The organism is Streptomyces sp. NPDC046925, from assembly GCF_040644915.1.
Classification (GTDB): Bacteria; Actinomycetota; Actinomycetes; order Streptomycetales; family Streptomycetaceae; genus Streptomyces.
In genome coordinates this window covers 676,367-689,802 of sequence record NZ_JBEYWZ010000001.1, presented here as the reverse complement: position 1 = coordinate 689,802, position 13,436 = coordinate 676,367, and the positions used below count along the sequence as shown (strand labels likewise).

General features: G+C 72.1%; 13 protein-coding genes. 5 read left to right on the top strand and 8 right to left on the bottom strand.

The features are described 5' to 3' along the window. Positions 1-58: 58 nt before the first annotated feature. Both ABZ906_RS02900 and pssA read left to right on the top strand, forming a co-directional pair. A complete protein-coding gene (locus ABZ906_RS02900) occupies positions 59-724 on the top strand; it encodes a phosphatidylserine decarboxylase (RefSeq protein ID WP_361198008.1) in 666 nt (221 codons plus the stop codon). Further along, entirely contained in the window at positions 711-1,565 is an 855-nt protein-coding gene (gene pssA, locus ABZ906_RS02895; RefSeq protein ID WP_190080876.1) for a CDP-diacylglycerol--serine O-phosphatidyltransferase, read from the top strand. The genes ABZ906_RS02900 and pssA overlap by 14 nt, the downstream gene beginning before the upstream one ends. A gap of 110 nt (positions 1,566-1,675) precedes the next feature. On the opposite strand, the gene ABZ906_RS02890 is transcribed toward pssA, so the two are convergent. Genes ABZ906_RS02890 through ABZ906_RS02870 form a run of 5 tightly spaced genes read right to left on the bottom strand, consistent with a single transcriptional unit; the run spans position 1,676 to position 6,593 of the window. After that, complete coding sequence (locus ABZ906_RS02890; protein ID WP_361376565.1) at positions 1,676-2,926, bottom strand: ABC transporter substrate-binding protein; 1,251 nt, start codon at positions 2,924-2,926, stop codon at positions 1,676-1,678. A 29-nt stretch (positions 2,927-2,955) separates the two neighbouring features. After that, entirely contained in the window at positions 2,956-4,017 is a 1,062-nt protein-coding gene (locus ABZ906_RS02885) for a branched-chain amino acid ABC transporter permease (RefSeq protein ID WP_361198307.1), read from the bottom strand. A 46-nt stretch (positions 4,018-4,063) separates the two neighbouring features. Then, positions 4,064-4,954: a branched-chain amino acid ABC transporter permease gene (locus ABZ906_RS02880; protein WP_361198002.1), complete on the bottom strand. Its 891-nt coding sequence runs from the start codon at positions 4,952-4,954 to the stop codon at positions 4,064-4,066. After that, positions 4,951-5,772, bottom strand: coding sequence for an ABC transporter ATP-binding protein (locus ABZ906_RS02875; RefSeq protein WP_361376562.1), 822 nt, complete (start codon positions 5,770-5,772; stop codon positions 4,951-4,953). Before ABZ906_RS02875 ends, ABZ906_RS02880 begins: the two co-directional genes overlap by 4 nt. Then, positions 5,769-6,593, bottom strand: a complete 825-nt coding sequence (locus ABZ906_RS02870) for an ABC transporter ATP-binding protein (protein ID WP_361376559.1) — start codon at positions 6,591-6,593, stop codon at positions 5,769-5,771. The genes ABZ906_RS02875 and ABZ906_RS02870 overlap by 4 nt, the downstream gene beginning before the upstream one ends. Before the next feature lie 260 nt (positions 6,594-6,853). Here ABZ906_RS02870 and ABZ906_RS02865 point away from each other — a divergent pair, with 260 nt between their 5' ends. Then, on the top strand, positions 6,854-8,053 hold the full coding sequence (locus tag ABZ906_RS02865) for a helix-turn-helix domain-containing protein (protein ID WP_361197993.1): 1,200 nt from the start codon (positions 6,854-6,856) through the stop codon (positions 8,051-8,053). Between the two features lie 208 nt (positions 8,054-8,261). Here ABZ906_RS02865 and ABZ906_RS02860 read toward each other — a convergent pair whose 3' ends face one another. Beyond that, a complete protein-coding gene (locus tag ABZ906_RS02860) occupies positions 8,262-9,413 on the bottom strand; it encodes a glycerate kinase (protein ID WP_361376556.1) in 1,152 nt (383 codons plus the stop codon). 299 nt (positions 9,414-9,712) lie between these two features. On the opposite strand from ABZ906_RS02860, the gene ABZ906_RS02855 reads away from it, so the two are divergent. Together ABZ906_RS02855 and ABZ906_RS02850 are read left to right on the top strand one after the other, a co-directional pair. Next, positions 9,713-10,786 (top strand): ADP-ribosylglycohydrolase family protein, encoded by a 1,074-nt coding sequence (locus ABZ906_RS02855; protein WP_361376553.1) that lies wholly within the window; start codon positions 9,713-9,715, stop codon positions 10,784-10,786. Positions 10,787-10,815: 29 nt separating this feature from the next. Then, positions 10,816-11,307 (top strand): NUDIX hydrolase, encoded by a 492-nt coding sequence (locus tag ABZ906_RS02850; RefSeq protein WP_361193311.1) that lies wholly within the window; start codon positions 10,816-10,818, stop codon positions 11,305-11,307. Between the two features lie 4 nt (positions 11,308-11,311). Here the strand turns inward: ABZ906_RS02850 and ABZ906_RS02845 are convergent, their stop codons facing one another. Together ABZ906_RS02845 and ABZ906_RS02840 are read right to left on the bottom strand one after the other, a co-directional pair. Then, complete coding sequence (locus ABZ906_RS02845) at positions 11,312-11,818, bottom strand: methylated-DNA--[protein]-cysteine S-methyltransferase (protein WP_361376550.1); 507 nt, start codon at positions 11,816-11,818, stop codon at positions 11,312-11,314. Between the two features lie 52 nt (positions 11,819-11,870). Continuing rightward, complete coding sequence (locus tag ABZ906_RS02840) at positions 11,871-13,343, bottom strand: AlkA N-terminal domain-containing protein (RefSeq protein WP_361378028.1); 1,473 nt, start codon at positions 13,341-13,343, stop codon at positions 11,871-11,873. Between the last annotated feature and the right edge of the window lie 93 nt (positions 13,344-13,436).

Genomic DNA, 13,436 nt, shown 5'->3' with positions numbered 1-13,436 from the left:
CGGAAAAAGCCGCCGTCCCCCGTTAACTGCGCGGCATCATCCGCTACGAAGGTCATCCATGCCCCACAGCCAAACCTCTGCACCACGCGACAGCCTCGCTGGCGTACGCCTTGCGCGGGGAGCATCGCCGTGGCTCCTGCCGACTGTCGCCACCGCGGCACTCAGCCTCGTCCGCGCGCGTCGCGCGTCCAAGCCGGGCGTTGCTGCTGCCGTAGCCGTACCCGCCACCGCTCTGGCGGCGGGCATGCTGTGGTTCTTCCGCGACCCCGAGCGCGAGATCGCACAGGGCCGGGTCATCTCGCCCGCCGACGGCGTGGTGCAGAGCATCATGCCGTGGAAGGACGGGCGCACCCGCGTCGCGATCTTCATGAGCCCGCTGAACGTCCACGTCAACCGCGCGCCCCTCGCGGGCACGGTGACGTCCGTGGAGCACATCCCCGGTGGGTTCGTCCCGGCGTTCAACAAGGAGAGCGAGAACAACGAGCGCGTTGTCTGGCACTTCGACACCGAGCTCGGTGACATCGAGATGATTCAGATCGCGGGCGCGGTGGCGCGGCGCATCGTTCCTTACGTGCCGCAGGGCACGAAGGTGGAGCAAGGAGAACGGATCGGCCTGATCCGCTTCGGCTCCCGCGTGGACATCTATCTCCCCGAGGGTGTCGACGTGGACGTCGAGGTCGGTCAGAAGACCGTGGCTGGGGTGACTCGAATTGACCGTGGTTGATCCAGAGACACAAGCGGGCTGGGTGCCCGAGGCGGCCGAGGACGAGGCCGACGAGGAGATGCCTCTCTCACTCCGCCTCTCGATAGCGGACACCCTCACGCTCGGTAACGCCACGTGCGGGTTCATGGCGGTGTACTTCACCACCACCGGCATCCTCATCCCGCACCTCCAGGGCAGCAACGAGAGCGGCATGGCCCGGCACTCCGCCGCGACCGCCGTGATCCTGATGCTCTGCGCGGCCGTCTTCGACCTCTTCGACGGGCTCGTGGCGCGCAAGCTGCGGTCCTCGCCGATGGGCGCCGAGCTCGACAACCTGTCGGACCTGATCAGCTTCGGTCTGGCCCCCGCGTACTTCGTACTCGTGTACGGCATGGTCGCCGACGACGCGCACCAGAGAGTCGCCGCGGTGGGGGCGATCGTGGTGCTCCTGGCGGTGGTGCTGCGGCTTGCGCGGTTCAGTTGCGTGACCGTGAAGGACGGCACCTTCCAGGGCATGCCCTCGCCCTTCGGCGCGCTCACGGTCGTCTCGATCGTGCTTCTGGAGCTGCCCTTCGTGGCGACGCTCCTTGCGATCATCGGCACGGCGTGGCTCATGGTCAGCCGGGTCGAGTACCCCAAGCCGCGTGGCCCGCTGGCGGTGGCGATGCTCGCGTGGATCGTCGCGGCCATGGGTCTGCTCGCGGCCTGGGCCTTCGAGGCACCGGGCGGACAGCTGCTGCTCCAGACCGGCTGCGCGCTCCAGCTGGTGCTCGGCGCGGTCATCCCGCTCTTCGCCACGGCCCGCCGCGTGAACAACTTCCGGGGCAACCGGCGTGAGGCGCGGGCGGCGCAGTTGCCGTAGCGGCGCTCGAACGGTTTCGAAGGGGGCCCGAACCAATTGGTTCGGGCCCCCTTCGCGTGCCGTCCATCGCCCTTCGGGCTCGTCCTCAGACGCCGGACGGGCTACACGTCTCAGCCGCCCGCCGTGTAGCCCTCCGTCGCGTCGGCGGCGCCCGGCTCGCGGACCACCTTCATGCCGCCCGTCGCGCTCTTGTCGGGGCGCAGGATGACGCTCTCCTTCGAGGAGGGCGCCTTGGGGTCGCTGAAGTCCTGCGAGACGCCGAAACCCGTGTCGTAGTCGCTGATGGTCAAGAGCGCCTTGTCGACGCCCTCACGCGTGAGGTCCTTGCTCTCGCACGCCTTCTTCAGCGCCTCGCCAAAGATGGACGCCGCGGTCCAGCCGGCGGTCACGCCGTTGTCCAGGGAGTCCTTCGGGTAGGCCGCCTTGTAGTCGGTGACCAGCTTCTTCGCCGCCGCGGTGTCGGCGCCGATCGGGAGGGTCGGCGAGGCCACGTAGTAGTTCTTGGCCAGGGCCGGGCCCGCCTGGGTGCCCAGGAGCTGGGGGGCGAACGCCGAGTTGTTGCCGATGATCGGCACATCGAACCTGCCCGCCGCGGCGACACCCACCAGCGAGGCCGCCTGCCGGGGCCCCGCGCTGATGACGATGCCCTTCACGCCCGCCTTCTTCAAGGCCGCGACCTGCGCCGTCATGTCGTTGTCGGTCGCCTTGATCTTCTGCTCGACGACGGTGAGGCCCGACTTCTTCGCCATGTACCGCGAGCCCTTGAGGGCGTTCTCGCCGTAGTCGCCCTCGAAGTAGACATGCCCGAGCTTGTTGCCCTTCTTGAGGCCCTTCTCCTTCATCAGGAAGTCGATCGCGTTGATCGTCTCCAGGTCGTACGTCGAGCCGACGACCCGGACGTACGAGCTGCCCAGGAGGTTCGCCGACCAGGCCTGCGGCAGGACGAGCGCCTTGTCGGCGTCGACCCGCTGCTCGACCGCGGCGACGAACGGGGAGCCGATGAACTGGGCGAAGCCGAGGACCTCGGGCTCCAGCTCGGTGTACGCGGCGACCGCCTTCTGGGGGTCGTAGGCGTGGTCGCGGACGGTCAGCTTCAGCTTGCGGCCGCAGATGCCGCCGTCGGCGTTGGTCTGCTTGACGTAGAGCTGCTGGGCCTGGGTGACGCTCTTGCCGAGGGTCGCGTAGACGCCGGTCATGTCGGTGAGCACACCGAGATCGATCGTCTTGGCGGAGACGCCGACGCCGGCCTTGACCCCGCCCGCGTCCTCCTTGGCGCCCTCGCCGTCCCCCGCCTTCGAGCTGCAGCCCGCCACCGCGAGCAGCGCGGCGAGCGCCGTCACCGTCGCGGCGGACCTTTTCACCCTTTTCGCCCTTTTCGATGTGCCTGAACTCAATGTTCCTCCCCTGGAGTGTGGCCGGACTTCGGCCTGGAGCGCCGGGCGGCGATGCTGGCCAGACCGCCGGGCAGGAAAAGGACCACCGCCACGACGGCGGCGCCGTACAGATACCGGGACGCCTCGCCCGGTGTGATCCCGCCGGTACCGGGGGCCGAGACCAGGGGCAGCGCGTCGCTGTACCGGGTCAGGAGCTGCGGCAGCAGGGAGACGGCGGCGGCACCGGCCACCGCGCCCGCCACCGAGCCGAGCCCGCCGATAACGATCATGGCGAGGTATTCGAGGGACAGCGTGATGCCGAAGTAGTCCGGCACGGTGCGCTGGAAGACGAGGGCGAGCAGGACACCGGCGAGGCCCGCGTACATCGACGACAGGACGAAGACGCCCGCGCGGTAGCGGGCCACGGGCACCCCGATGACGCCGGCGGCGATGCGGTGGTCGCGGATCGCGTTCATGGCGCGTCCCGGCCGCCCGCGCAGCACGCCGCGAGCGAAGAGCCCGCAGCCGAAGAGCAGGACGAGCCCGGCGTACCAGAGCTTCTCCGACGCCCCGAACGGCACGGCGGCCACGACGACCTCGCTGTCGTCGAAGGTGATGCCGAAGACGCTCAGGGGCGGTACGTCGCGTCCGTTGGAGCCGCCGGTCAGATCGTGGGCGTTGAAGAGCACGTGCTGCCCGATGAAGATCAGCGCGAGGGTCGCGATGCCGAGGTAGGCGCCGCGCAGGCGTCCCGCGATGGGGCTGAACAGGCCGCCCGCGATCCCCGCGACACCGACCGCGAGGGTGGCCGCGATCCAGGTGGGAAGACCGAGGCCGGTCAGGCCGCCCTCGCCGTCCCCCGCGAAGACGCAGTATCCGTACGCGCCGATCGCGAGGAAGAAGGCGTGCCCCATGGAGAGCTGGCCGGTCGCGCCGGTGAGGAGATTGAGGCCGATCGCGCCGATCGCGGCCGCCATGGCGAACAGGCCCGCCTGGAGCCAGAACCGGTCGAGGTAGAAGGGCAGGGCGAGCAGGAGCACGGTCCCCGCGATCCAGACGTACGTGCGCGGGCGGGTCAGCCTCGTGCGGTTGCGGGAGCGCAGCTCGCGTCCGCGGGCCAGGACTTCAGACACGGGTGAGCTCCTTCGTGCCGAAGAGTCCGGCGGGCCGGATGAGGAGGATGACGGTCATCACGAGGTAGGGCGCGAGATCGCCCAGGCCCCTTCCCAGGAACGTGAGCTCGCTCTGGTAGCCGGTGGCGAGCGACTCGGTGACGCCCACGACGAGCCCGCCGACGAGTGCGCCCGTGGTGGAGTCGAGCCCGCCGAGGATCGCGGCGGGGAAGGCCTTCAGGGCGGCCAGTGAGGTGGCCCGTTCGAGCCCCGGCGTCGGGAAGACGGTGAGGAAGAGCGCCGCGACGGCGGCGAGGCCTCCCGCGACCGCCCAGGCGCCGAGCGAGACCCGGCCCAGGCGCACGCCCATCAGGGCCGCGGTCTCCGGGCTCTCGGCGGCGGCCCGCATGGCCACGCCCCAGGAGGTGTAGCGGAAGGCGAGCAGGAAGACGGTGATGAGCAGCGCGGCGGCGACGAACGCGGCGATCCGCGTGTGGGCGATGGAGACCGAGCCGATGGTGAGCACGGAGTCGCCCCAGGGATCGCCGAGCGCGAGCACGTCGGTGCCCAGGCGCCGGGTGAGCTCGGTGGTGAGCAGGATGTCGACGCCGATGGTGACGATGGCGAGGACGCTGTGGTCGGAGCCGCGGTAGCGCCGCATGACCAGGAACTCGATGGCCGCCCCGACGACGGCCGCGCCGGCGATGCCGACGAGCAGCGCCGCCCAGAAGCCGATGTCGTCGTGGAGGACGGCGGTGATGTAGCCGCCCGCCAGGAGCAGCGAGGCGTGCGCGAAGTTCACGACTTCGGTGGCCCGGAAGATGACGACGAAGCCGAGGGCGATGAGGGCGTAGACGGAGCCCATCGAGAGCCCGTTGAGAAGAAGCTCGACGAAGGTGGTCATGAGGCGGCCTCCTCGCCCAGGTAGGCGCGCACGACCGCCGGGTCGTTCTGTACGGCCGCCGGGGCGCCGTCCGCTATGCGCTTGCCGAAGTCCAGTACGGTCACCGCGTCCGCGAGCCGCATCACCACCCCCATGTCGTGTTCCACCAGGACGATCGAGATTCCGAGGCTGTCGCGGACGCCCGCGATGACGGCCGCCGTGCGGCGGCGCTCGTCCGCGGTCATGCCCGCGACGGGCTCGTCGAGCAGGAGCAGCCGGGGCTCCATGCACAGGGCGCGGGCCAGTTCCGCGAGTTTCTGCTGCCCGTACGGCAAGGAGCCCGCCGGGGCGTGGAGTTGGTGCTCGATGCCCACGAACGCCGCTATCTCGCGCACCCGTTCGCGATGCTCGCGCTCCTCGCGCGCGGCCGATGGGAGGCGGAGTCCCGCGGCGACGAATCCCGTGCGTGTCAGGCGGTGGCGGCCGAGCATCAGACTGTCGGCGACCGTGGCGCGCGGCGGCAGGGCGAGGTTCTGGAAGATCCGGGCGACGCCGAGGCCCGCGATGCGGTGCGGAGGCATCGCCGTCAGCTCGTGCTCGCCGAGACGGACGCTGCCGCCGGTGGCCCTGTACACGCCGGACAGGACGTTGAAGCAGGTCGACTTGCCCGCGCCGTTGGGTCCGATGACGGCGTGCACGGTGCCGGGCCTGACGGTGAAGCTGACGGCGTCGAGGGCGGTGAGGCCCGCGAAGCGGACGGTCAGGTCCCGCACTTCGAGGGCGGGCACGTCGTCCCTGTCCACGGGCGGCGCTTCGGGCGCCATGCGGTCCTCGGTCATCGCCGGCCCGCCCATCGCTTCAGCACCGGCAGCGCGCCGGCACCCGCGCCGACGCCCCGCGAGGCGTCGGCCGCGGCGGTCTCGTCGACCACGCCGAGGTAGCGGCGGCGCACCTCGTCGGAGGCGGCGAGATCGTCCGCCGCTCCCGCGAGTGCCACCTCGCCGACGTCCAGGACGTACGCGCTCGACGCGAGGCGCAGCGCGAGGGCCGCGTTCTGCTCGACGAGGAGGACCGCGGTGCCCTGGGCGTTGATCTCCTGGATGGTCTCGGCGATGCGCGCCGCCATCAGCGGGGCGAGCCCGAGCGACGGTTCGTCCAGGAGCAGCAGCTTGGGCGAGGCCATCAACGCCCTCGCCACCGCCAGCATCTGCTGCTCGCCGCCGGACAGGAGCCCGGCCCGCTGGCCCGCGCGTTCGGCGAGCACGGGGAAGAGTTCATGGACGCGGCTCAGGGCCGTGTCCTTCGCGCCCCGGCTTCCCGCGGAGCCGAGCGCGCCCGCCCGCAGGTTGTCGGCGACGGTCATCCGGGCGAACACCTGCCTTCCTTCCGGTACTTGGGAGACTCCGGCGGCGACCACCCGGTCCGCGTGGAGTCCGTCGATGCGCCGTCCGCCGAAGTGGATGGAGCCGGTGGTGAGCGCCCCCCGGTGGAAGCCGAGGGTGCGTGAAATGGCGCGCAGGAGCGTCGACTTGCCCGCGCCGTTGCCGCCGAGGACGGCGACCACGGCGCCGTCCGGTACTTCGAGCGACACCTGGCGCAGTGCGCGTACCGGTCCGTATCCGACCGACGCGTCCTGTACGACCAGTCCGGAACCACCCACCTGGGACCCCCCTGTCCTCTGCCTGCCCTGCTCGTTGCGCGTGGCCGCCGGTGCCGCACGGCCCTGTGCGTGGCGCTCACCCCAGCACCGCCGCGCCCGCCCGTCCACGGCCTGCCTCCGAATCGCTGCGGGTGACCAGCGGTACCGGCCGCCCGTTGTGCACGGGCACAACACCGCGTGTCAGGGGCCTGCCAGGGGTGGTCGGGCGATGGCATCCTCCGCAGCACGGAGACTCGGACGGCGGCGGTGATGGGGGTTCCATGAGCGGACGCAGACCTCGTACGGGCCACGACTGGAAGGTGCTCGAGGAGGCGTGTGTCGCGCTGCTCCCCCGCATCCCCGATCTGGTGGACGAACATCTGCGGCAGCTCTTCGAGCACTCGCCGGTGTACGCGCGGGTGCTTCCGCACGATCAGCAGTGGCGGGAGGCGGAGGAGGCGATGCGGATCGGCATCGAGACCATCTCGGCGCCGCGGGCGTCGCCGCGTCGCGATCTGGAGTACGCGGAGGAGGCGGGCCGGCGCCGGGCCCAGCAGGGGCTGCCGCTGGATCTGGTGGTGCATGCGTACCGCAGCGCGGGCTATCTGGTCTGGGACTCGCTGCTCGACGGCGCCGTGGGCCGGGATCCGGAGAAGCTGGCGGTCCTGATGCGGTCGGCGACGATGGTGTGGTCGGCGGTCGACGCGCAGGCGGCGGCCGCGTCCGACGCGTACCGGGCCACGGAGATGGAGCTGCGGCGGCGCACCGACGAGCAGTTGCAGGCGCTGCTCGACGCGCTCCTTGAGGGCCAGTCGGGGCCGGGGCTCGCCTCGCAGGTGGCCGCGGGGCTCGATCTGCCGGAGCGGGGGCCGTACGCGGTGGTGGTGCTGCGCGCCGAGCGGCGGGACGGACGCGCCGCGTTCCACCGGCAGATCCAGCGGGCCGGGTTCCGCTTCGTCTGGCGGATGCGGACGGACCGCGAGGTGGGGGTGGTGGCGCTCGGTGACGCGGAGGGGCTTGACGAGCTGGCCGCCGCGCTGGAGGGGCGGTGCCCGGGGCCCGGCGGCATCAGCCCCGTGGTGGCGGGCCTGGCCGAACTGGGGCACGCGCGGCGCCTGGCCGAACTGGCGCTGCGTACGTGCCCGCCGGACGCGGCCGGGATCGTACGGCTCGATCAGCGGATGCCGACGGCTCTGGTGGTGAGCCAGCCGGAGCTGGCGGGGCGCCTGGTGTCGGATGTCTTCGGCGAGGTCCTCGCCCTGGAGCCGGCCGACCGGGCGGTGCTCCTGGAGACGCTGGACGCGTGGCTGCTGTGCGAGGGGTCCGCGGGGCGGGCCGCGGGCCGCCTGTACTGCCACCGCAACACGGTGTTCAACCGCCTGCGGCGCCTGGAACAACTGACATCACGCTCACTCGCACGCCCACGGGACCTCATGGAGATGACGCTGGCTTTGGACGCGTACCGGCTGGCGCCGGGCTAGAGCGGCTTCTCTGTCCCCGGCACTCGGGCGCACCGCCATCGCCGGCTCCGCCGAGCTCGTCCTCAAACGCCGGACGGGCTGAATCTTCCAGCCCGTCCGGCGTTTGAGGACATCTTGTCGGGGGTCCAGGGGGCGGAGCCCCATGGTTTCGGGAAGGGGCGGGATTGGGGAAAGCCCCGCAGGGATCGCTTCCCCCCGCCTCCCCGCCTCAGCCCAGGAAATCCCGGGCGATGCCCTCCGCCACGGTCTCCAGAATGGGCCCCGCCTCGGCAATGCACCGGGCCACATCCGGCTCCACGTCGGTGAGCGCGTACGCACGGCGGATGCCCGCCTTGCCGAGCACCTCCGCCGGCAGGGCGAGGCGGCCGCAGACCGCGACGACCTCGACGCCCGCGGCACGCGCCGCCGCGGCGACCCCCGCGGGAGCCTTGCCGTGCAGGGTCTGCTCGTCCAGCGACCCCTCCCCGGTGATCACCAGCGTGGCCCGGGCAAGGGCGGGGGCGAAGCCCAGGACGTCCAGCATGACCTCGATCCCGGGCCGGAAACTCGCCCCGAGCCCGACGAGAGCGCCGTAGCCGATGCCACCCGCCGCTCCGGCTCCCGGCGACTCGGCGTACTCCAGGGCGGCGGAACCGGCCGACTCGGAGAGCACCCGCGCGAAGTGCGCGAGGGCCGCGTCCAGCTCGGCCACGTCCTCGGGGGAAGCCCCCTTCTGCGGCCCGTACACCGCGGGGGCGCCCTTGGGACCCGTCAGCGGATTGTCCACGTCGCTGGCGAGGACCAGGTCCACCGAGGCGAACCGCTTGTCGAGCCCGGACAGGTCCGCCGTGGCCAGCGAGGCCAGCGGGCCGCCGCCGGGCGCCACCGGCTCCCCCGCCGCGTCCAGGAACACCGCGCCGAGCGCGGCCAGCATGCCGGCGCCGCCGTCCGTCGTGGCGCTGCCGCCGACGCCGAAGACGATCGTCCGCGCGCCCGCGTCCAGCGCGGCGCGCAGCAGCTCACCGGAGCCGTACGTCGTGGAGGTGAGCGGGGCGAAGACGCCCTCGGGAAGGAGCTGGAGGCCGGACGCCTCCGCCATCTCCACGACCGCGGTCCCGTCCCGCAGCGCGTATGCCGCGGTGACCTGGTCGCCGAGCGGGCCCGTCACCCGTACCTCACGGCGTTCGAATCCGGCCGCGACCGCCGCGGCGACCGTGCCGTCGCCGCCGTCGGCGACCGGCAGGGCCTCGACCTCCACCTGCGGGGCGACGCGGCGGAGCCCGGCCGTCACCCGCTCCGCGACCTGTACGGCCGTGAGCGATCCCTTGAACTTGTCCGCGGCGATGAGCACATGCCCCGCCGTCCCAGCAGCGTCCGCCACCTTGCATCCCCTTGCTTTCCGGGCCTTGCTCGCGTCAAGGCAGTCGCGCCGCTGCGACCATAACCGCAGGAGGGGCCGCCTGCCCATGGCCGTCCGCATATCGGAGTCCCGTCCCTCCCCTTTAAATCAGGCTAAAAGGCCCTATAGCAGTGCACGAAAGTGCGAGAATGATCGATCAGCAGCCGCCGATCGCACTCTCGATCGCACCCCCGATCGAAAACCAGACAAACGTCTCACGCTCCACGCCGAACCGGTCGCGTTGACCGCGCACGGCGCCCGGAATTCGATAGACCGGACGCATGACCCCAGCGCATACGGAACTCGCCGACCGCGTTCTCGGCGGCTGGATCGGGCGGATCGCGGGCAACATGCTCGGCAAACCGATCGAGCGGGGCGACTACTGGACGCGTGAGCGCATCGAGCGCTATCTGCGGCAGGCCGACGCGCTGCCGCTCACCGACTATCTCCCCCGGCCTCCCTCCTGGGTGGAGGAGTTCCAGCTGCGGCCCGAGTGGCAGAGTTGCGTGCGCGGCGGGGTGCACGGCGGCTGCCGTGACGACGACGTCGACTACGCGATCCTCGGGCTCCATCTCCTGGAGACGCACGGACCCGACTTCAGCACCGAACAGGTCGGCGAGCTGTGGCTGCTGTGCCTGCCCTATCTCCAGACGTTCACCGCCGAGCGCGCCGCGTACCGGAATCTCGCGAACGGACTCAAACCGCCGCTCACCGCGACGTACGAGAACTCCTGCCAGGAGTGGATCGGCGCCCTCATCCGCGCCGACATCTTCGGCTGGACGAACCCCGGCGCCCCGCGCCGCGCCGCTTCCCTCGCCCGCCGTGACGCGGTGCTCTCGCACACCGGCAACGGCGTGTACGGGGCGATGTGGGCGGCGGCGCTCGTCTCGGCCGCGTTCGACGCGGCCTCCCCGCGGGCCGCGCTCGACGCGGCGTTCGGGGTGATCCCCTCGGGCTGCCGTCTCGCCCGTACGGTGCGCCGGGTCGTCGCGCTGCACGAGGCCGGGCTCGGCTGGGAGGAGACCCTCGCCACCACCGAGGCCGAGACCTCCGGGCTCGGCTGGATCCATGTGGTGCCGAACTCGGCCGTCCTGACGGCCGGGCTCCTCTACGGCGGCGGCGACTTCACCCGCACCATCGCCCTGACCGTGCGCGGCGGCCTCGACACCGATTCGAACGGCGCGACCGCCGGGTCCGTCGCGGGGGTGCTGTGCGGGGCAAGGGCGATCCCCGCGCAGTGGCGGGACCCGCTCGAAGACCGGGTGCGCAGTGCCGTGTTCGGCTTCGACGGCGTACGGATCAGCGAACTCGCGGCCAGAACGGTGGAGTTGACCAAGGCCTGGCGCGGCGCCTGACCTCTGCCCCGCGCGTCTACCCTTTCCGGGTGACCACTCAGGATTACGCCACGTACATCGCGGGCCTCCCCCGCATCATCGCCGGGGCCGCCGCGCTCTTCAGGGACTCCGGGGGGCGTGTGCTGCTCGTCGAGCCGAACTACCGCGAGGGGTGGGCCCTGCCGGGCGGCACCGTCGAGTCGGACGAGGGGGAGACACCGCGGCAGGGGGCGCGCCGCGAGACCGCCGAGGAGATCGGTCTGGACGTCGAGCTCGGCGCGCTGCTCGCGGTGGACTGGGTACCGGGTGCGGCGCGGCCGCCGCTGGTCGCCTATCTGTACGACGGCGGAGTGCTCGGCGATGAGCAGCTGAAGTCCATCAGGCTCCAGGAGGAGGAACTGCTCTCCTGGCGCCTCGTGGCCCGCGAGGACCTGGTGGAGTACCTGCCGGGAGAGCTGGGTCGGCGGGTCCTCGCCGGGCTCGACGCGCTGGACGCGGGGACGGGGGCGGTCGAGCTGGAGGACGGGGTGCGGGTCGGCTGAGGGTTCAGAAAAGGGCGTCCGCGTTCGCGGCGGCCGGGGTCGCTCCCTCGAAGGCCAGCAGTCGCTGCTTGCGGTCGAGCCCGCCGCCGTAGCCGGTCAGGGAGCCGCCCGCGCCGATCACCCGGTGGCAGGGCACGATCACGCCGATCGGGTTCTTGCCGTTGGCCAGGCCCACGGCACGGGAGGCGTTGGGCTTGCCCAGCGCGGCCGCGAGCTGGCCGTACGTTCGGGTCTCGCCGTACGGGATCAGCCTGAGCTGCTGCCAGACGGTGCGCTGGAACGGCGTGCCGTCGAGGCGCATCGGCAGGTCGAACTCCGTCAGCTCCCCCGCGAAGTACGCCTCCAGCTGGTTGATCGTCGCGTCGAAGGGACCGGCGTCGCGGTCGCCGAAGGTCTCCTCGGGCGGGCGGTGGCGCTGCTCGGTCATGTAGAGGCCGCTGAGGACGCCGTCGGTGGCGACGAGGGTCAGGGGGCCGTAAGGGCTGTCGATGAGGGTGTGCTGGCGGTACACGGGGCTCTGTCCTCTGCCTGTGGGGAGTCGGTTGGGGCGTCGGTGGGGCTGTTCACGCCGGGATGGTGTTGATGGGGTGGGTGTCGGTGGCCCACAGGTACTGGACCGCGTACGCCCGCCAGGGGCGCCAGGCCGCCGCCCGTGCGGTCAGCGCCGCCGGGGTGTGCGGGAGGCCGAGTTCCTGCGCCGCGCGCCGCACCCCGAGGTCGGTGGGCAGGAAGGCGTCGGGGTCACCGAGCGCCCGCATCGCGATGACATCGACCGTCCAGGGGCCGAAGCCCGGCAGTGCGGTGAGCCGGGCGCGGGCTTCCTCCCAGCCGCTCTCCACGCCGAGCCTCAGCGATCCGTCGGCGAGGTGGCGTACGAGCGTGGTCAGGGTGGTGCGGCGGCTGCGCGGCAGGGCGAGCGTCTCCGGGTCGAGCGCGGCGAGGGCTTCCGGTGCCGGGAAGAGGTGGGTGAGACCGCCCTCGGGGTCGTCGATCGGCTCGCCGTGCGCGGTGACCAGGCGTGCAGCGTGGGTGCGGGCGGCGACGGTGGAGACCTGCTGGCCGAGCACCGCCCGTACGGCGAACTCCGCCTCGTCGACGGTGCGCGGCACGCGGCGGCCCGGTGCCTTGGCCACGAGGGGCGCGAGCAGCGGGTCGGCGCTCAGCTGGCCGTCCACGGCGACCGGGTCCGCGTCCAGGTCGAGCATGCGGCGGCAGCGGCTGATGGCGATGGTGAGGTCTCGCATGTCGGTGAGGCTGAGGCGGCAGGCGATGTGGTCCGGGGCGGGGGTGAGGGCGACGACGCCGTGACCGTACGGGAGGCGGAGCGTGCGGCGGTACGCGCCGTCGCGCCACTCCTCGACTCCGGGTACGGCGGTGGCGATGAGGTGGCCGAAGAGGTTGTCGGGGTTGAGGGGCGCGCGGAACGGGAGCCGGAGGGAGAGGGCGCCGGGGGCGGACATCTTGCGCCGGGCCTTCGGGGCGCGGTCCCGCAGTTCGCTGGGCGCCAGGGCGAAGACTTCGCGGACGGTGTCGTTGAAGGTCCGGATCGAGGCGAATCCGGAGGCGAAGGCGATCTCCGCCATGGGCAGGGTGGTCGTCTCGACGAGCAGCCGGGCCGTTTGGGCGCGCTGGGCCCTGGCCAGGGCGAGGGGGCCCGCGCCGAGTTCCGCGAGGAGCTGCCGCTCGACCTGGCGGGTGCTGTAGCCGAGGCGGGTGGCGAGGCCGGGGACTCCGTCGCGGTCCACCACGCCGTCCGCGATGAGGCGCATCGCGCGGGCCACCAGGTCGGCGCGCTGATTCCACTCGGGTGAGCCGGGGCTGCTGTCCGGCCGGCAGCGCTTGCAGGCCCGGAACCCTTCCTGCTGGCAGGCTGCCGCGCTCGGGTAGAAGCTCATGTTCTCGGGCTTCGGGGGGACTACGGGGCAGCTGGGGCGGCAGTAGATGCGGGTGGTCGTCACGGCGGTGTAGAACCACCCGTCGAAGCGCGCGTCCTTCGACTGCACGGCCCGCACGCAGCGCTCGGCGTCGGTGTGCATGGCGGCGGGGGGCTTGGCGGCGGGGGGCTCGGCGGCGAGGGTTCGGGCGGTGACGGGGGCGATGGACATGCCTCAAGGATCGGCCATGGGGAC

Excerpts from the sequence above, each read along its gene's own strand:
- ABZ906_RS02880 (WP_361198002.1), bottom strand. The coding sequence starts at position 4,954 with ATGACCACCTTCGTCGAGCTTCTTCTCAACGGGCTCTCGATGGGCTCC.
- ABZ906_RS02875 (WP_361376562.1), bottom strand. The coding sequence starts at position 5,772 with ATGACCGAGGACCGCATGGCGCCCGAAGCGCCGCCCGTGGACAGGGAC.
- ABZ906_RS02900 (WP_361198008.1), top strand. The coding sequence starts at position 59 with ATGCCCCACAGCCAAACCTCTGCACCACGCGACAGCCTCGCTGGCGTA.
- ABZ906_RS02865 (WP_361197993.1), top strand. The coding sequence starts at position 6,854 with ATGAGCGGACGCAGACCTCGTACGGGCCACGACTGGAAGGTGCTCGAG.
- ABZ906_RS02855 (WP_361376553.1), top strand. The coding sequence starts at position 9,713 with ATGACCCCAGCGCATACGGAACTCGCCGACCGCGTTCTCGGCGGCTGG.
- ABZ906_RS02840 (WP_361378028.1), bottom strand. The coding sequence starts at position 13,343 with ATGCACACCGACGCCGAGCGCTGCGTGCGGGCCGTGCAGTCGAAGGAC.